Source organism: Noviherbaspirillum saxi (assembly GCF_003591035.1).
Classification (GTDB): Bacteria; Pseudomonadota; Gammaproteobacteria; order Burkholderiales; family Burkholderiaceae_D; genus Noviherbaspirillum; species Noviherbaspirillum saxi.
Genome location: NZ_QYUO01000003.1, coordinates 867,231 through 885,768, shown reverse-complemented (window position 1 = coordinate 885,768; position 18,538 = coordinate 867,231). Strand labels below are relative to the sequence as shown.

General features: G+C 55.8%; 15 protein-coding genes and 2 pseudogenes. 8 read left to right on the top strand and 9 right to left on the bottom strand.

Translation table 11 applies throughout. The features are described from left to right. Positions 1-379: 379 nt before the first annotated feature. On the top strand, positions 380-766 hold the full coding sequence (locus tag D3871_RS27190; RefSeq protein ID WP_119772195.1) for a cupin domain-containing protein: 387 nt from the start codon (positions 380-382) through the stop codon (positions 764-766). Here D3871_RS27190 and D3871_RS27185 read toward each other — a convergent pair. Then, on the bottom strand, positions 763-1,542 hold the full coding sequence (locus D3871_RS27185) for a FadR/GntR family transcriptional regulator (RefSeq protein WP_119772194.1): 780 nt from the start codon (positions 1,540-1,542) through the stop codon (positions 763-765). The two genes, D3871_RS27190 and D3871_RS27185, sit on opposite strands and share 4 nt — an antisense overlap. Positions 1,543-1,875: 333 nt before the next feature. On the opposite strand from D3871_RS27185, the gene D3871_RS27180 reads away from it, so the two are divergent. After that, positions 1,876-3,441, top strand: coding sequence for a UxaA family hydrolase (locus D3871_RS27180; RefSeq protein WP_119772193.1), 1,566 nt, complete (start codon positions 1,876-1,878; stop codon positions 3,439-3,441). Positions 3,442-3,519: 78 nt separating this feature from the next. Beyond that, positions 3,520-4,023, top strand: a pseudogene (locus D3871_RS31200) (SDR family NAD(P)-dependent oxidoreductase). A 2-nt stretch (positions 4,024-4,025) separates the two neighbouring features. On the opposite strand, the gene D3871_RS27165 reads toward D3871_RS31200, so the two are convergent. From D3871_RS27165 to D3871_RS27150, 4 genes are all read right to left on the bottom strand, one after another. Next, positions 4,026-5,531, bottom strand: coding sequence for a flavin-containing monooxygenase (locus tag D3871_RS27165; protein WP_119772190.1), 1,506 nt, complete (start codon positions 5,529-5,531; stop codon positions 4,026-4,028). 54 nt (positions 5,532-5,585) lie between these two features. Continuing rightward, positions 5,586-5,801, bottom strand: a complete 216-nt coding sequence (locus tag D3871_RS27160) for a DUF4287 domain-containing protein (protein ID WP_119772189.1) — start codon at positions 5,799-5,801, stop codon at positions 5,586-5,588. A 346-nt stretch (positions 5,802-6,147) separates the two neighbouring features. Beyond that, positions 6,148-6,459 (bottom strand): hypothetical protein, encoded by a 312-nt coding sequence (locus D3871_RS30050; RefSeq protein ID WP_147376923.1) that lies wholly within the window; start codon positions 6,457-6,459, stop codon positions 6,148-6,150. A gap of 698 nt (positions 6,460-7,157) precedes the next feature. Further along, positions 7,158-7,553, bottom strand: coding sequence for a hypothetical protein (locus D3871_RS27150; RefSeq protein WP_119772187.1), 396 nt, complete (start codon positions 7,551-7,553; stop codon positions 7,158-7,160). Between the two features lie 295 nt (positions 7,554-7,848). Between D3871_RS27150 and D3871_RS30045 the strand changes: the two genes are divergently transcribed. The 5 genes from D3871_RS30045 to D3871_RS27130 all read left to right on the top strand — a co-directional run bounded on the left by D3871_RS30045 (position 7,849) and on the right by D3871_RS27130 (position 14,298). Next, the gene (locus D3871_RS30045; RefSeq protein WP_147376922.1) at positions 7,849-8,340 is read left to right on the top strand and encodes a hypothetical protein; all 492 of its coding nucleotides are present in this window, start codon (positions 7,849-7,851) and stop codon (positions 8,338-8,340) included. 194 nt (positions 8,341-8,534) lie between these two features. Continuing rightward, positions 8,535-8,996, top strand: coding sequence for a hypothetical protein (locus D3871_RS27145; RefSeq protein ID WP_119772186.1), 462 nt, complete (start codon positions 8,535-8,537; stop codon positions 8,994-8,996). Between the two features lie 520 nt (positions 8,997-9,516). Further along, positions 9,517-10,947 (top strand): hypothetical protein, encoded by a 1,431-nt coding sequence (locus D3871_RS27140; protein WP_119772185.1) that lies wholly within the window; start codon positions 9,517-9,519, stop codon positions 10,945-10,947. Between the two features lie 929 nt (positions 10,948-11,876). Then, positions 11,877-13,469 (top strand): GMC family oxidoreductase, encoded by a 1,593-nt coding sequence (locus D3871_RS27135; RefSeq protein WP_119772184.1) that lies wholly within the window; start codon positions 11,877-11,879, stop codon positions 13,467-13,469. Between the two features lie 175 nt (positions 13,470-13,644). Further along, positions 13,645-14,298: a TetR/AcrR family transcriptional regulator gene (locus D3871_RS27130; RefSeq protein WP_119772183.1), complete on the top strand. Its 654-nt coding sequence runs from the start codon at positions 13,645-13,647 to the stop codon at positions 14,296-14,298. Here the strand turns inward: D3871_RS27130 and D3871_RS31825 are convergent. The 4 genes and pseudogenes from D3871_RS31825 to D3871_RS27110 all read right to left on the bottom strand — a co-directional run bounded on the left by D3871_RS31825 (position 14,255) and on the right by D3871_RS27110 (position 18,503). Then, a pseudogene (locus D3871_RS31825) lies at positions 14,255-14,720 on the bottom strand (aldehyde dehydrogenase family protein). The gene D3871_RS27130 and the pseudogene D3871_RS31825 sit on opposite strands and share 44 nt — an antisense overlap. 182 nt (positions 14,721-14,902) lie before the next feature. Beyond that, entirely contained in the window at positions 14,903-15,355 is a 453-nt protein-coding gene (locus D3871_RS27120; protein ID WP_147376921.1) for a MarR family winged helix-turn-helix transcriptional regulator, read from the bottom strand. A 152-nt stretch (positions 15,356-15,507) separates the two neighbouring features. Beyond that, positions 15,508-16,935, bottom strand: coding sequence for an NAD-dependent succinate-semialdehyde dehydrogenase (locus D3871_RS27115; protein WP_119772181.1), 1,428 nt, complete (start codon positions 16,933-16,935; stop codon positions 15,508-15,510). A 59-nt stretch (positions 16,936-16,994) separates the two neighbouring features. Beyond that, positions 16,995-18,503, bottom strand: a complete 1,509-nt coding sequence (locus D3871_RS27110; RefSeq protein ID WP_119772180.1) for an aldehyde dehydrogenase family protein — start codon at positions 18,501-18,503, stop codon at positions 16,995-16,997. Between the last annotated feature and the right edge of the window lie 35 nt (positions 18,504-18,538).

Here is an 18,538-nt window from a genome sequence, read left to right as displayed (position 1 = left end):
AGTTCGTTGCGACGGCCGTTTGGCCTGGCTTGACGGATGAGGGACGGCAGCCGGGGAAACGGGCGTGCAATGATCGAATGATGCATGTGCTATTGCGTTCGCACTACCGTTGGAACGGCTTACATCGGTTAAACACGAAACGTGCGTTGAGCCGTCTGTGTATTTACTGGATACGCAACCCATTTTATCTTTCTCCACTGAAATAGCGTGACAGTCCATTCGTCAAGCATAGACGGCATGAGTGGTCTAAAAGTGAAAAAGAGTTGCATCCTTGTGTCAATTCGGTGACGGCTTAACATCCTTATGCTAATGTCAGCTTCAGCTTTAATGCTGTTTATTCTGAACAGCCCGACGAACCCTCCGTCATAAAGGAGACGCCATGCATATCGCCAAAGATGAAGTCCCGGTAAAGATCGGGATCCCGGGCGCGACAGCCCGTCAGAAAACCGATTTCGGGGATGCAAGCGGTTACGGAAAAATCAGCGGCGAATATTTTTCCCTGCCGGCAGGAATGGATATCTCACCGTTACTGCAAGGCTTGGAAGGGGACATGTGCCAGGCACCGCATTGGGGTTACGTTCTGGAGGGTAAGCTGACCACGACCTATGGCGATGGCACTCAGGAAGTGACCAGCAAGAACGACTTGTTCTATTGGCCGCCGGGACACACCGTAAAAGTCGAAGAAAATGCGGAAGTCATTCTCTTCAGTCCGCAACATGAGCATACGCATGTGCTGGACCACATGCTTGCCAAGATGAATCCCTAACTGGCTTTGGCCGCCTTCGTGCCGCGCGCGCTTGCCTTCTTCTTGCCGGTAGCGCGTGTTCCCTTTGCCTGAGCCGGCGTCTTTGTCAGGCTGGCAGTCATCCGCTTATAGGCAATTTCCATATGGCGCCGCATTGCGGCCTTTGCCTTGACCGCGTCTTTGGCGCGCAAGGCCGCGAGCACTTCGCGGTGCTCTTCGATCGCCTGCTGCCAGGTATCGCCGTTTTCAAAATGGCTGTGGAGTTGATCGTATAAAGGACCGAGACGGAGATCGTTCAGGCGCTTGACCGTGCCGACCAATACGCTGTTGCCGGTCGCCTCGGCGACCCGTATGTGGAACAGGCGATCGGTCTCGAGGGGTTTGATGCCGGCGCTTGCATCGGCTTCCATCGCATCGATGGCTTCTTCGACTGCATCGAATTGCGCTTTCTTTCCGGTCTTTGCAGCGAGTGCGGCGACCTCGCCTTCGAGCACGGCGCGCGCCTGGATCAGTTCCAGCGGTCCCTCCTCGGATGACAAGTCGTAACCCGAGCGGTCGGACGAAGGCGGCTCGCATACATAAATGCCGGACCCCATGCGGACTTCGATGTAGCCTTCGACTTCGAGCGCGATCAACGCCTCGCGCAATGAAGGCCGGCTGACGCCGAGTTGTTCCGACAGGTCGCGTTCGGCGGGTAGCCGGGACCCGATCGGGAATTCGCCTTTTTGTATGAGGGTGCGCAGCTGGTCGCTGATTTGGCGATAAAGTCGCTTCGGCTCTATGGCTTGAATGGGCATGTGTTTCTTTGCCAAATAAAAGAATGTCTGGACGCCATTATGCTTGAGTACGCAGCGGCAAGCTGTATGACCTTGGCAGGTGTCACAGCGCAAAGGCGTAGAGCCCACAGCATATGTCGAACTTTCTACTGGCCTTACCAGCTTTCCAATTTATCATTGTATTAACCGCGCTGGGAGTTGTCCACCGATTCCCTGTCTGCCGAATTAATTGAGGTACGTCAACGTCGAACCGGGAAGAGGTCCATATCGTTTTCCACAGGTATATTGGTATTACCACTTTACCCATTTTGAAAACTCAAATAGACTTGCCGTTCAAGCACCAACTCGGGAGATATGGTGGCAAACGAAACATTCATACCGGTATCGGCGATCGGCAAAACCGACGCACCAGCGCGGGTCTTGCGCCTTGGCCCGGAAGACGACGTACTGATCGCGGTCCAAAACATCAACGCGGGCGCCGAGTTGGCCGACGCGGATTTTCCAGCGGTCGATCCCATCCCGGCCGGGCACAAGATCGCCAGCCGCGATATCGCTTCCGGTGAGCCGGTACGCCGCTACGGGCAGATCATTGGCGTTGCCACACGCAACATCCGCAAGGGCGCGCATATCCATCTGCATAATCTCGCGATGCAGGACTTCGAGCGCGACTATGCGTTTTGCGCCGATATCAAGCCCGAGAAAACACCCCAGGTTCCGCTATTCTTCGATGGCATCGTGCGCAAGGACGGGCGTGTAGCGACACGCAACTACATCGGTGTGATCAGCAGCGTGAATTGCTCCGCGACCGTATGCAGGCAGATCTCGGAAGCCTTCCGTGGCGATGCGCTGGCAGCGTATCCACAGGTGGATGGTGTCGTAGCCATTACTCACAAATCGGGATGCGGGATGGCGTCCAACGGCGAAGCCATTGATCTGCTGCGCCGTGTTACCGCCGGCTATATCAGGCACGCCAATTTTGCCGCAGTACTGTTCATCGGCCTGGGATGCGAATCGAACCAGGTAACGTCGCTGCTGGGCGCGGAAGGCTTGTCCGAATCGGACACCTTGCGCACGATGACGATACAGGAGACGGGAGGCACCCGGGCCACCATAGAGCGCGGCATCGCGATCGTCAAGGAATTGCTGCCGGCAGCAAATCAGGTTCAACGTCAACCGGTACCGCTCAGCCACTTGACGATAGGACTGCAGTGCGGCGGTTCAGACGGCTACTCGGGTATCACCGCCAATCCGGCGCTCGGTGCGGCGATGGATCTGCTGGTACAGCATGGCGGCACGGCGATACTCAGCGAGACGCCAGAAATCTACGGCGCCGAACACTTGCTGACACGCCGCGCCGTTTCGCGCGCAGTAGGCGAGAAACTGGTGTCTCGCATCAAGTGGTGGGAAGACTATACCGCGCGGCTCAACGGCGAAATGAATAACAATCCGTCACCGGGCAACAAGGCCGGCGGACTGACCACTATCCTCGAAAAGTCGCTCGGCGCTGTCGCCAAAGCTGGGGCCAGCAATCTCGCGGATGTGGTCGAGTATGCGCAGCCGGTCGCAACGCGCGGTCTGGTCTTCATGGACACTCCCGGCTACGATCCGGTATCCGCAACCGGCCAGGTTGCGGGTGGTGCGAACATGATTTGCTTTACGACCGGGCGCGGCTCGGTGTATGGATGCAAGCCTTCGCCGTCGCTCAAGCTGGCAACCAATTCTTCCATGTACCAGCGCATGCGCGACGACATGGATATCAACTGCGGGGACATCCTCGACGGCAGTCTGTCGGTACAACAGGCAGGCGAGCAGATCTTCCGTCTCATCATCGAGACTGCTTCCGGCCGGCGCAGCAAAAGCGAAGAGCACGGCTTTGGCGAAGATGAATTCGCGCCCTGGATACTTGGCCCGACGATGTAACCGTAACCGGCCGCATCAAATAGCCAGACAGGACGGTCCCGGCGGAAGCGAAGGAGAAAAACACATCATGAGGAAAACATGATTGAAGATTTGAACGCGAAGGTCGTCCTGATTACCGGCAGCAGTACCGGAATCGGCTCTGCCGTGGCGCGAGCATTCCGACAACATCAGGCCAAGGTGGTGGTCCATTACAACCGCAATGAAGGTCCTGCGACACAAGTGGTTGCAGACATCATGCGCGCCGGAGGATAAGCCATCGCGTTGCAAGCCGATGTCACCGATAGCGCAGCCATCCGGGTGCTGATCGAGAAAACCGTTGCGCGCTTTGGACGCATCGATGTGCTGATCAATAACGCGGGCCATATGGTGGGACGGCGCGCAACGACCGAGATCACCGATGAATTCTTCGATCAGGTCGCGTACCTGAACATGCGTTCGGTCATCGTCGTATGCAAGGAAGTTGTTTCCTACATGCACAGGCAGGGCGGCGGCAGTGCGGTGCTCTATGCGGCCTCGAAGGGATTCGTCACCGGATACATTGACGCTGCGCGCCCCGGTAATGACGGCAACCCGTTCTTGTAATTTCACGGCATCGTTCCTTTAGGACCGAAGCGCATGACACCATCGGCGATGCGGCCGAAACGGATGGTAAGCAGGTCCTGCAAATAGTTCTGGTAGACCTGCCAAGGGCGGCGCGAACCCTGCTTGGGCAGCAACGTGTGCGCGCGTTGCACATAGCCGGATGTAAAACTGAGAAACGGCTGCGGCTCGACGCCGGCTTCACGGCGCGGCACGGCAATCGCTTTGTGATGGCGGTCCATATAATTGAGCAGGCGGCACACGTATGCGGCGGTGAGATCGGCTTTCAGCGTCCAGGATGCATTCGTGTAACCGAAGGCCATGGCAAGATTGGGCACGTCGGAGAGCATCATCCCCTTGTAAGCCATGGCGTCATTCGGGATACAGGGGCGGCCATCAATCGTCACTGCGGCTCCACCCAATAGATTGAGCTTCAGGCCGGTGGCCATCACCACGATATCTGCATGTAATTCCCGGCCCGATTTCAACAGAATTCCGTTGGAACTGAAACGTTCGATTGTGTCGGTGACCACAGAGGCATGACCTTCGCGGATCGCCTGGAACATGTCGCCGTCCGGCACCAGGCACACGCGTTGATCCCACGGCTTGTAACTGGGCGTGAAGTGCGTCCCGACGTCAATCCCGGTGCCCAGCTCCTTTGCCGCCATCTCGATGATGCGTCGCTTGGTCTGCTCCGGATAACGCCGGGCCAGCCGGTAGAGGAACATGCTTTCAATCACGTTCTTCCAGCGTGTCATGCTATAAGCCAGGCGCGCGGGCAGATGGTGCCTCAGCCGGTCGGCAACCGTGTCTACGGAGGGGCGGGTGACCACATAGCTCGGCGAGCGTTGCAGCATGGTGACATGCGCCGCCGACTTGGCCATGGCCGGCACCAGGGTCACCGCGGTGGCGCCGCTGCCGATCACTACCACCCGCTTGCCGCGGTAATCCAGGTCCTCGGGCCAGAATTGCGGCAGCACGACGGTGCCCCGGTAGTCATCCTCGCCGGCAAATTGGGGGCGGTAGGCCTCGTCATAGCTGTAATAGCCGCTGCACATATACAGGAATCGCGCCCGCAGCTTGCGGCGTTCGCCCGAGGCGACGCGTTCGACTTCAACAGTCCAGCAAGCCTCCTCGCTCGACCAGGCGACCGCGGTGACCTTTTGGCCGAGCCGAACGTGCTGCATGATTCCCGCTTCGTTTGCGGTTTCCCGGATATAGCTGCGGATGGAGGGACCGTCGGCAATCGCTTGGGGATTCGTCCACGGCTTGAACACATAGCCCAGCGTATACATGTCCGAATCCGAGCGGATGCCTGGGTAGCGGAACAGATCCCAAGTCCCGCCAATTGCCTGCCTCGCCTCCAGAATCGCATAACGCTTGTCGGGACACCGCTGCTGCAGATGATAGGCAGCACCGATGCCCGACAGCCCGGCACCGACGATAAGAACGTCGAGAAAATTTTCTTCTAGATGCGGTCGCGAAGCAGGCCGTTTCAACCAAACGTTCATATGAGTTTTTCCCGTCAAGGCTACCGTGAAATCAAAGAAGTTTTTTAAACCTGCTCAGGTTTTCATGCCAGCCAGGTGATAGGCAACGAGAGCATTAGCATGACCATGCCCCATGCGATGTTCCGTCTTGAGCCAGTTCACCATTTGCATATGCTTCATTCCCTTGGATCCCTGCAGAAGACGCAGCCAGTGCACGATGGGATGTCCATACTTTTTTTCGATCGATGGAAAGTACGACGCGGGTCCTTTTGGTTTTTCGCTTGCGGTCATTATGGATTTCCTTTTTTCGTCTGAGTCAGCCGGGTTAATCGCCTCGGTATCAGGCCGGATCACCGGAAAAGCAGAAAAGCGGACTCGCGCTTGCCATTCGATGTGGGCTTCGACCCCGCAAATCACTCGCGCTGCCCTATCCGCTTGAATAGCATTACGTAATGCGTTGGAAATTCACACCGAAGGTCACATTAAGCTCCGAGGATTGGGCGGGCATTTCACGTACAATCCCTCGTTCTACGAACGCGGCATTTCCAGAGAATTCGGTTGCAAATGCGCTTCATCTCAGATTGTCGTGCTGCGCATTTGGCTTCATGTCAGCGGCATGGTCAAGGCGACATGCAGTTCACAAATGATGATGCGTTAATACCCTATGTGCCTGGATGAGCAAATAGTCTCGTGCCGGATCGGGATTACTACTGCTACTGTTTTCCACATAGTCTGCCAGGTCCTGTACCAGGTTGACCAACATTCTGGTCTCGCGTGTCGCAGCTTGACCGCTGCTTAACGCTTTTACTGCAGTGACCAAATACAGAATGGTATGAGGATCGGCAGCGAGTCTGCGAAAATCGTCTTCAAACTGTTGCCATTTAGGACTCGCTCTATCAGTAAGAACATATGCACGCGGCGCTTTTTCCACTGCATCCAGATCATGCATGAGAACTCCGCTACTCAGGTTATCGACGCGAGGGTTAAAACGGTCATCGCCCTTTTCCTGCCAATCTCATGTCAAATTAGCATGCCATTTCAAAGCTGCAAGATTTAACAGCGTTCTACTCAAGTGGGGTCACACTTTCCTCAGACGACCATGACTCGAATCCCTTCATCTGAATGGACGACACTCGGTAATCGGGTCTCTACCTGCCCTGCAAGGGGAAATGGAACTATCACCTGTTGCTCATGGAGAAGTTCAAGATCGGCGACACCGCGATACCATGAGCACCGCAGTTGTGCACAGCAAAAGTGCCATATTTATGGGAAATATATTTTGACTATGCTCGTGTGATACCGCGCAATACCATTGCGCTAAGTCATTGATTCTAATCACCTGTTTCCGATGCTCACGATTTAATCAATCTATCGGAAACCCGCGCCCGATCTAGGGTTGTCGAATGTCAAGTCCTTGTTATACACAAAGTTATCCACAAGCAATATGGATAACTGGGAAAGTGTCGTAGTTACAAGCACTTACAGATGATTTGTAGAAACTTTTAAGCTTTTTGCCGGACGCTTTTAGCGAACCTCTTTTCACATTACAAGGCTATCTTGCCCCATCATGATGCCCTGCTGATCGTCGCGGCTGTGCATCTTGTGGAGCAACGGCGTAATGCCTGGCTGGAGAGCAAGGCCGTGTACTCAGATATCGTAACAATCCAGGACGCGCCGCGCAGACTCGGCCAGCGTAGTCGTCGCAGGAGCGATTAAGAGCGTCTGATCATCACTATGTCCCTTGCGTCTTTTTGGCGTGGTTAAAGCAGATAGCTCGCGCCGGACGTGCCGCGCCAGGGAAATACGCTTGAGCGAGCGGTTCAGCCTGAATTGGCTCCGGTACTGCAGGCCATCCTCAAAGACGATCCGCACTTCGCACACTTCCTCACCTGTTTCCGGCGCATTGTCCGCCCAGCTTTCGAGGAGGTGGTTTGCCGCCTGCATCGTCGACACGCGTGCCTGTGCACTGATTCCGTCTGCACGCTCAATGACGATTCGTGAAACGTCAATTTTGTCCTGAAGTTCTGAAATGTGTTTATCCATTCTCGGATTTGCTCAAATGGTAGAGCCGGTAGCGTCCCGGCTATAGAGAGGTCTGTCACGCAGGGTGCCGGGCAACAAAGGCTAGGGAGAAAAGAAAAAAGCCCGCGGACCTTGCGGTAGCGGGCGAATCCAATTCAAGGAGAGTTGGAGGAGACAAGATCATCTTATCGTCTGCCCTCTTATCCGTCTGCTTTCGATTCGTGATATCAGATATTGCTTTTGAGAATAACAAGCAAAAGGCTCGTGACGTTTACTACGCCACGAGCCTTTTCTGTCTCCGCCGGTCTCGGTCTCTATGATTTTGGATTTTTTGTGCTGCGCAGGCATTCTGCGCGACATGCCGGCAAATGTCATCGTGCAATGCAATATACGTGCACAGCAAAAAACCCGCGCCCTTTTCAGGGAGCGGGCCAATCCAATCCAGGACATGGACGGAGGAGACAAGCTGTACAAAACCACTACCAACCCATTAGTAGTGGGCATGACAGCGAAGTTCATTTCAATAGAGGGACCATTGCTCGGATTGCAAGAACTCGGTTTCGCCAGTTTCTTTCCACGAGGTCCCCATCAAGCCGTACTGGCAGGTTTCTCGACGGTGGACCATTCCTCGAGTTCTTGGTTAATTTCCGGCTTACATAGACCAGCTTGGAATTACCCGCTTTCCAATTGCCGCAATATGGACACTCAATCATCCCATTCACGATCCATCGCCAAACGATTTGCTGAACTGCTCGACTTCAAACAAATATCGGCAACGGTCATTTGTGCATTTGTCCAGATGCACTGACATGGGTGTCTCCCTTTATCGGTTTTTACATGTCGGCTGGTCAGCATCGCGGTACGTGTACAACTTGCAAGATCCGGACTGCAATGCAGAACGAACTTGCATTTAATGGGTCATTGATGTGAGAATCGCAGTAAGACCTGTCTCTGCGTTGCATGTTGACTATTCAGGATCTACAGTGAAATGACAAGGAGACAATGCTTCATACAATAAACCAGGCGTTGCGAGAAATGTCTTCACCTAAGCCTAAAGTACTGATCGCCGAGGTCCCGCGTGTCATTCCTGTCGTGGAAGACGCCTGGCATGGATATTTTGATTTGACGTTCTGCACCACGATGCAGGAAGCGCAGCGCCTGCTGCAGGAACCTTTCGATGTGATCGTTTGCGGCACGCACTTTGCCGATAGCAATATGTTTGATTTGTTACGTCATGCCAAGGCTAGCCCACAAGCCTGCGAGACGCCCTTCCTGTGCGTACGCGTATTGGATGGTGAGCTGGACGAAACGGCGTTTCAGGGCATTAGTATGGCGGCGAAGGCACTGGCAGCAGCCGGCTTTATTGACGTGAACCGGTGGCGGCGAGAATACGGTTTTGACGGAGCCCGTACAAAACTACGGCAGTTGGTGTTTGACCTGGCGGGTGTAGAGCATCTGGTGTAGTCCATACTGGTACACAACCGTCAACGCCCGACGGTGAATCGCTATGTGGAAGGTGCACCCTCGGCAGGCTACATCAACACAAAAACCCGTGGCACACGGGAATGCGTAGCTGTGATGCTATCTGAGGTTTTACCGCTTTACTGGCATAATAGTGACGAAATGAACAAGGCAATTCGGCAGCTCAGGTCCAGCGACCTTACGACACGATCGGCTCTGGAAACGTATGGTGGCGTGAATGAGCGTTCGTTGGATCATTGATGAGGGCCCGCTCAAGAGACCGGTTCTTTCTCCAGGCTAGCGGTTATTCAGACCCGCCAACAGTTTCGCTTAAATGGCGCCGAATAACGCTTTCATTGCATGTTTCGTTGCGTTCTTGAAGCTCTGATCTATTGAAACAACAAAGCCTATCATCCCCTTTTGTCAGGGGTACCTCTATGATCGGAAATCGCGGACCTACATCGCATGACGATGTCGCTGTCTGCCCCCCCGCTCTTCATCTTTACTACGGCAATTACTCGGCATGGCCAAAAATCTCCAAACACCCTCCCCTGCACCGGTCATTAAATGGACTGACGAAGAATGGGAATTGATTGCAAAGCAGCTTCATACAACGATGGGTTCTGTAGTATCTTCCTCTCGAGACCTTAGTGAAGTGAAAGCCAAGGACGTCTTCCTTGCGCAGGAAAGCGCGTTACCCGAGCATCGACATCGAAAGCTCATTTCCATCTCACAAGGGTTTGAATCGGTACGTCAAAGACTAAAGCCGATGCTTCAGAGCGCAGCTAGCGCAACGCAGAAAGAACTATTTGAAGCCCAGTCGCATAGGACCGGAGTGAAGGCGGCTAGCCAGGAGAAGGCGAAGAAGATCGACAAGCACAACGCTACGCCAGCACCGATCGTAGAATCAACTGACATTGCTCATTCCAGTCGTGCTGCAGCAGCACCAACGGCGCATCCGATAAGTGCAACCGACACCAATGCCAGCAAAGCGAGCGATCAAGCCAATCGTGTAGAAGCCGTTCATGCAAGCTCCACACCACGAGTGCCTGCTGCGGCTACAGAAGAATCTTCGCAAATGGCGGCCGGAACTGACAGACGAGTAGAACACCAGCGCACGCAGCACGATCCACGCCCTACCGGCCAAGTCCCCAAGCAAGACCCGGCTGTCAGAAACGTACGCCTTACGGAGAAGTCGCCCAGCGCCGCTATAGTGGACTTCAATGAGATCGTGCGCCCGTTTATCGCGATGGTATGCCAGGAGTTCGTACAGGCGTTGGTTAACGTCGCATCCAGGCCAGAAAATATCAACGCTGTGGCCACCCTGTTGGGACAGGCAATGCCCCGCGCTGGCAACATGGAGCGCAATACGGGCAGCGTGAGCCATCCCCGCTCCCGTGAAAACGCGCAACATCAGTTGAACCCGCGCCCGGCTCCTCCCCAGTCTCTCAAGGATACGGACCCAACCAGCAATCGGCATCAGCCTAGTACTGCCGACGATGACGATGGGGAGATGGACAACGACGTTCAACCGTTGTTTGACCCGAAGCTGCCGCCGTCAGCCAACAGCAGTTTCAAGCCGGTCGTGGGCGTTGTGGGTGCAAGTCCACGAGACTTCAGTGATCTGCAGCAGATGTATCCGCAACTGATGTTGACGGCCATCGCGGTCGACGATGTCCCCCATGCAGGCGCACTCGAGCAATGCCAGCGCGTAATCGGCTTGCGTGAAGATGTTCCCGCAAAAACCGATGAGATTCTAAGACAGTCGTTCAGAAATCGCTATCTGCGGCTCACGGGTGGGATGGCGCGTGTCCGAGAACAGCTCGATGTGTGGCTGGACAAGCCAGGCGGAAGCGGGCAGCCTCGCCCGAGATTCAACAAGCCACACAACAACAAAGGCGCGGCAAAAGGTCCGAACAAGCGCCCCGGGAAGTTCACTCGCACGCCGCGATAATCATCTTGTCACACCAGCTTTGGTTTCTACCAAAACTAAGCTGGTGCAATCTGCTCTACCGGATCAGAAGCTCGCAGCATAATTGCCTTTTTCTCCAACCAGCATATAGTGGGCGTCGTTAAGCGCGGGCGCTATAGCGGCGCTCACGGTCAGATCCGACGCCGTTGATCGCTTTGTTATCGGCCAGGGTTTTGATGGCAACACGTGCCCGGACATGCTCCTTTCGGCGCGCCGCAACCCCAGAGTCCATTTGACCAATACATTAGTTAGAACGCAAAACATCTGGTTTGCAGTTCGCTTGCAGGTGCGCGTCCTGCCATTTTATGGATTTCGCATCAATTTAACACGAGTACTTTTTCATACCTCCTAATATCGCCTATGCTCATCGTACAAGGCACACACCCGGCATAAGGCGCGCTCAGAACGAACCAATAATTAAAATTGAGGATATTGAAACAATTGACTTCGGCGATTGCTAAGGATACGATGAGGACATCATACCATTACAATATTGGAGACCGTCCTATGCAAACATTGCCCGTCAGTTAAGACATATTCACTGGGCTATTGCTCTTAAGGTGCCACAAAACTTACTCCACCAGATCCGTCGTGTACGGCTTAACAGTCGTGTGCTACTAGTGGGCCTGTGGGCTAAAGGTTCTATTCCTGAGGCAGCTTTTTTCAAGCTGTAACAGTCGGGTTGTGGCATCCCTCCAAGAGCCAGCCTCCAGACTTCTTCTTGGGTACGAATGTGGCTCGCAAAGGCATATCGGCTGCACGCCTTATTCCACCTATCGGCATTTATCTTCTATGGTCGAACTCGCCTAGGTAAACAACCGATAGAAAGCACGATATTCCAATACCCTCACCTGGGACACAGCCAAACAGAGGAATTTCGCCGTTAGAGCGGCATCCATAAAGGTATTTTTATGTCTGACTACATTATTATTGGTGCAGGATCCGCTGGCTGCATCCTTGCAAATCGACTAAGCAACGATCCTAAGGTACACGTCACATTAATTGAAGCGGGCGGAAAAGATAGCAGCCTTATGTACCGCATGCCAGCCGGGTATTTTGAGATTATGAAGTCCGGAATGGGAAATTGGAACTTCGAGACCACTCCACAATCGGGCCTAAATGGTCGAACGATGTATGTCCCCCGCGGAAAAGTTCTCGGCGGGTCCAGTTCAATCAACGGAATGGCGGTATCGTGGGGAAATCCAGGCGATTATGACCATTGGGCCGATCTCGGCAACCCTGGCTGGGCTTTTCATGATTGCTTGCCATATTTCAAGTTGGTCGAAAGCTTTGCGAACGGAGACGAAACGCTTCGTGGGCGGACGGGACCCGTCGGTGTGACGCAAACGACTAAAGAGAGGATAAGTCGTATCTCACAAAGCTGGGTGCAGGCGGCCATTGAAGCCGGCCACGGCTTCAATGAAGACTACAATGCCAAAACGCCTGAAGGAATTTCTCTTATGCAGGGCAATTATGCTAATGGCCTTCGTCAAAGCACTGCGCACTGTTATCTAAGGCCTGCGATGGCCCGTCCCAATCTAAAGATTATTAGCAATGCTCTTGTGAGAAAAATAGTTGTAAAAAATGGGCGCGCAATTGGGGTGGAATACAGTGATCGATCGGGACAGCACTTCTGTCAGGCGAGTCGGGAGGTTATTCTCTCGGGCGGTGCTATCAACTCACCGCAGTTGCTGCAGTTATCGGGTATCGGAAATCCCGACGATATCACGCCCCACGACATCGCCGTCGTTCACGAACTGCCCGGGGTAGGCCGTAATTTGCGCGATCATCTTTCAGTTTCGGTCAAACAGAAGATTACCAAACCCTATTCCGCGCTTTCAAACCTTCGACCGGTTTCAATGGTGTCCGCTCTCGCCCAATATCTTATGTTCCGAAAAGGACCAGCCGCCACAAATGGACTGGAGAGTTGGGCACACGCGAAAACCCGGAAAGATATCGAATATCCAGATGTGCAAGTCTATTGTCTTCCGCTCATGTTCTCCAATCATGGACGGGATCTTATACGCGACGAAGGCTTCATGGCGAGTGTGACCGGTAGTCGCCCTAACAGTGTCGGCACAGTCAAGATTGTCAGCGCCGACCCGACAGCACCACCAGCGATCGATCCAAACTATCTTGCAGACCCCGATGATCTAAGGGTACTTCGGGATGGCCTCCGGATTGCTCGTGACATCATTGCACAGAAAGCATTCGACGAATTCCGCGGCGTCGAGCTAGCGCCAGGCAAAGCGGCCAATGCCGACACCGAGTTAGATGCGTACATCAGAGAGAACGCCTTATCGATATATCACCCGGTCGGAACATGCAAAATGGGAGCCGATGCCAATGCGGTAGTGGATACTTCGCTCCGTGTTCGCGGACTCGATGGCTTGCGTGTGATCGATGCCTCCGTGATGCCCAATATTACTAGTGGCAATACCAATTTCCCGGTGATGATGCTCGCGGAAAAGGGAGCTGAAATAATAATGAGGGATGCCAAGTAGGCGCGGTCTCTCTTCCCAAACGGAAAGATTGCCGTTTTAAAAACCCGATCTTCTGTGGCCGTCGACGGTTGGTGACGGCCATCGCTCGCATACCTCTGTGCGGCAAGAAGCGGTAACACTGTGATTGCAGGGGCACCGCTGGTGTCCAGGCCGCTAACTGTGATGAGCAAGAAAAATGAATCAGCGGAAAACATTACCGGTCCTCGTAAAGGCCCGTTGGCAGCGCCGGAAAAATGCGCGCCGCCAAGAGTTACTGGCGGCGGCACTGGAGCTTTTTGAAGAGAAAGGCTATGCGTCGACGCGCCTGGAAGATGTAGTCAAACGCGCCGGGGTCTCAAAAGGCACGTTTTATCTTTACTTCGTGAACAAGGAAGAGTTGTTCACGATGGTGGTCCGCGAGAACCTGGCAGAGGCAATTGAATATACGCGGGACGATATCCCGGAATTCTCCGGCCACAGTGCGGATCTGCTCCGCTGCTTCATATCGGGGTGGTGGCAGCGAGTGAGCGCCCCGAGGGTTTCATCCATCGCCAGACTGATAGTGGCAGAGGCTGGGAGCTTTCCAGAATTAGCCGCGTTCTATAATGAAGAAGTGTTGGAGCGCAGCGTCAAGTTGGTCAGCAATATCGTCGCACGGGGAATAGCGCAAGGTCACTTCACCTCCATCGGTCCTGCCTCAGCCGCACAGGCCCTTCTTTCCCCCATCTTGATGTTAATGATTTGCAAATCTTCGCTCTACCCATACAATGATCGTGCCTTCGATCCCGAGTCGTTCATCGATTCCTTCATCGCTCTAATTCTGTCAGGGCTAGTACCGCGCAACGATTGAGTCTATGCAGCGCTGCAAAATAGACGAGCCCGACTGTGCGTCCCGATAACCGGGCAACACTTTGGTGATCCGCGTCCGATGTGAAGACGTAAGCCACCAGTCCGAACGGTAACGCGTTCGCTTGCGCGATGGCCGGCTCCTCGTTGTCGAACGGGACAATCATGACCAGCGGGCCGAACGGTTTTTCGGTTATGACACGCGCCCCCGGCGCCAAGTCGGTCAGCACGCGCATCCTCAACCAGCGCATGCATCGCGGCCAGACGACGCGGATTGGCAAGCGGTCCCATCTGTGTATCGGGGTCCAGCCCGGAACCTATTTGCAAGGCTGTCGCTTGCGCCGAAAATGCATTGACGAGGGTGTGGACATGGGGGTGTCCAAAAAAAATTCTTATATAAACTACATTTGTATAAAGTAGAAACACCTTGTCAACGATATTGGGTGGCAGTGCCGGACAAGATGTGCGCCCCACGCGCGCGGCGTGGCAAATAGCGGGAAGGAAAGGGGTGGCGTTGCGCAGTCGGCACGGACAGCAGGTGTGCGGTAAGCCCGCGTCGCCCGAAAGGGCGGCGCGTCAATGGAGACGCGTTTAAGCGAACCGCGTGGTCAAGAACGCAGGGTGGCGATGATGGTAGCGAGTGTTTCGCGTAGCGTCGCGACCGCTTCCTTCGGCACATTCGCCAGTACGGCACGCTCGACCAGTTGCATCTGCGACGCCCCTACAGCTTGCAAGCGGTGGCCTTCATCCGTCAATGTAATCGTCAGATGGCGCCTGTTCTCTTCATTCTCCAAGCGCGTCAGCAAGCCGCGCTTTTCCAGAGTGACCAGAAGCTGCCCCATATTTTGGGCGGTGACATAAAAGCGCCGCGCCAGCGCGGCCGATGAGAGCCCTGGCCTATGTTCGATGATCGACAGCACGGTGTACTGCAATGGCGTCAAATCGAGCGGCTTGAGTGCGCTTTCGATCAAGGTGCGCACACCATGATGCGCGCCAGCGAGCATGTAGAGTGTCGTCGCCTCGATGGTGGTTTTCGCCACGCTTTTTTTAGGAGTCGCCAATACGCCATCCTTGGTTTCGGTGGGTCACGAATTGCGGCAGATTGCCGCGCCAACAATATTATAAAGTAAATGTTGTTTATATCAACGCACCCATAAGGCGTGTCGATCCGACCGCGAATTGCCGGGCTGCCCAGAGGCCGCCCGGGGAGCGCTTACGCCTGAGAGATTTGCTTCGTTACCAGACATGCCTCCAACCCCTCGATCGCGTTCTCCGACCCATGTCCACTTTCCTTCACCCCGCCAAAAGGTGCGTCGACCGCACCGATCATGGTGGTATTGATGCCGATCATGCCAGCCTCCAGCGCATCGCCCACCATCATTACTTGCTTCGCGGAAGTGCTGAACGCGTACGCTGCAAGTCCGAACGGCAGCCGATTCGCTTGCTCGATAGCTTCATCGAACGTTTTAAAAGGCGACATGACAGCGACGGGGCCGAACGGCTCCTCGCTCATTACCCGCGCGTGTATCGGTACATCGCTGAGCACCGTTGGCTGCCAGAAATAACCAGCCCGGTCGATCTGCTCGCCGCCCGTCTCCAACTTCGCCCCCGCCGCCCGGGCATCAGCGATCAGCGATTCCATCGCGCCGAGCCGGCGGGGATGCGCCATGGGCCCCATTCGCGTCCCCTCATGCAAGCCGTTCCCGACCTGCAACGCAGAAGCCCGCCGAGAGAATTCGGCAACAAAACGCTCGTATACACCCTCCTGTATGTAGAACCTGGTCGGCGAAACGCAAACCTGTCCCGCGTTGCGGTACTTACTGGCGACCGTTAGACTCAGTGCCTGCTCGATATCGGCATCGTCGAACACCAGAACCGGCGCATGCCCGCCCAGTTCCATTGTCGTGCGGATGCCCCGTTCCGATGCCAGGTTCATCAAGTGTTTGCCCACCGCGGTGGAGCCGGTGAACGAGAGTTTGCGGATCACCGGCGAGCGCAGCAAGTATCGCGAAATGGTATCGGGCACGCCGTACACGATGTTCATGACGCCGACCGGCAAGCCGGACTCGATCAAGGCGCGTGCCACCATCATGGCTGAGGCTGGAGCCTCCTCGGGAGGTTTCAGGATGACCGAGCAGCCCGCGCCGATCGCCGCACCCAGCTTCCGCGCTGGATTACCAAGTGGAAAATTCCACGGCGCAAAAGCGGCCACCGGACCTATCGGTTCCTTGACCACCAGGGTCCTGCTGCCAGGAGGGCGCGGCAGTACGCGGCCATAGGCGCGCCGGCCCTCTTCCCCGTACCATTCCAAACAGTCGGCCGCAGCCATGAGTTCGATGCGCGTTTCAGCCAGCGGTTTGCCCTGCTCCGTGGTGGCAATCCGGGCCACATCGTCGACCCGGGCGCGCAACCAGTCGGCAGCGCGGCGCAGCACAACGGCGCGCTCCTGCGCCGGCGTGGCGCGCCAAAGCAGAAAACCACGACGCGCCGACTCGAGCGCGCGCTCCAGGTCTGCCTGCCCGGCATGCGGCAGCACGGCTATCTGCTCGCCAGTGGCGGGGTTCAAGACGGGTTGCGAATCGCGGCCCTCGGCGCCGACCCATTCGCCATCTATATACATTGCAATCTGGGGGTAATCCATTTGATTCCTCGATTTATACATTTTTGGTGCCGCAGCACCTACTGAAACAGCAATTTTGTCTATCGCCCGCCAAGGGCAACGGCAACCGACTTCAATTCGGTATAGGCCTCGACCCCGGCCGCTCCCCCCTCACGCCCCCACCCAGACTGCTTGAAGCCGCCGAAGGGCAACGCCATGTCCATCGCTAAGGTCGCGTTAACTGAGACATGGCCAGCGCGCAGCATCCGCGCGGTCCGGTGCGCGAGGCCGACGTCCTGCGTCCAGACGCTAGCAGCCAGCCCGTAGCGCGAGTCGTTCGCATCGCCCAGGATCCGCGCCAGCTCGTCACTCTGGAATGGCATCGCGCACAGCACCGGACCAAAGATCTCCTCCTGCACCACACGCATGTCGCGGTTGGTCTTGGAAAGCACCGTGGGCTGCATGAAGTAGCCCTCACCGTCCAGCAAGCGGCCTCCGGTAACCAGCTCAGCACCATCGGCGCAACCCGAGGCCACATATGCGGCAACCCGGTCACGCTGCTCGCGCGAAATCAGCGGGCCGATGTGCGAGGTCAAGTCAAGTCCCGAGCCGATGTTCATCTGTGCCGCGCGGGCCGCGACTCCCTCGACGACACGGTCATAGATTTTCCTGTCGACATAGAGACGCGAGCCGGCCGCGCACACCTGTCCTGAATTGTAAAAAATCCCATTCGCCACGCCTTCCACAGCGCGCTCGACATCAGCATCCGCGAACACAATCACCGGCGACTTGCCGCCCAGTTCAAGGGTGACGCGCTTCATGTCCTGTGCCGCCGTAGCGACGATGGCTTTGCCCACAGAAGTCGAGCCAGTAAACGAAATCTTGTCGACGCCCCGGTGCTCGACCAATGCCTTGCCGGCACTGTCGCCGAAGCCGGTAACGAGATTGAACACGCCGGGGGGAAAGCCCGCTTGCTCGACCAGCTGCCCAAGCCTGACGGCCGAAAGAGGGGTTTGTTCGGCCGGCTTGAGCACCAAGGTGCAGCCGGCGGCCAACGCGGGAGCGATCTTTCCAACCGCCATCAGCAATGGGAAGTTCCACGGCACGATCTGGCCAACAACGCCAACCGGCTCGCGGCTGGTATAGGCATGCCAGTCGCCGGGGAGCGACAGCGCAATGGTTTCGCCCCGCAGCTTCGTCGCCCAGCCGGCATGGTAGCGCAGGCATTCAACCGCTGCCGCCACGTCGATCACGCGGGCCAACATGGCCGACTTGCCGTTGTCGAGGCATTCCAGCACGGCCAACTCCTCAGCGTTCGACTCGATCAAGTCTGCCAGCCGCAGCATCAGGCGCGACCTGTCCGCAGGCGACAGCGCCGGCCATGCCCCCCCGTCGAACGCGCGACGCGCCGCCTGCACTGCGCGGTCGACATCCGGCGTACTGCCCGCGGCGACATGCGCAATCACGGCGCCAGTCGCCGGGTCTTCAGCAGCGATAGTTTGCCCATTGGCCGCCTCCATCCATTCGCCGCCGATGAACAATCTCAGTGGGTGCGCCAGGAACCCAGAGGTCAACCGCAAGAAGTGTTGTTCGATGATAGCAGGATTCATATTTATCCTTAAAGAAATATAGTTTATATAAAGCA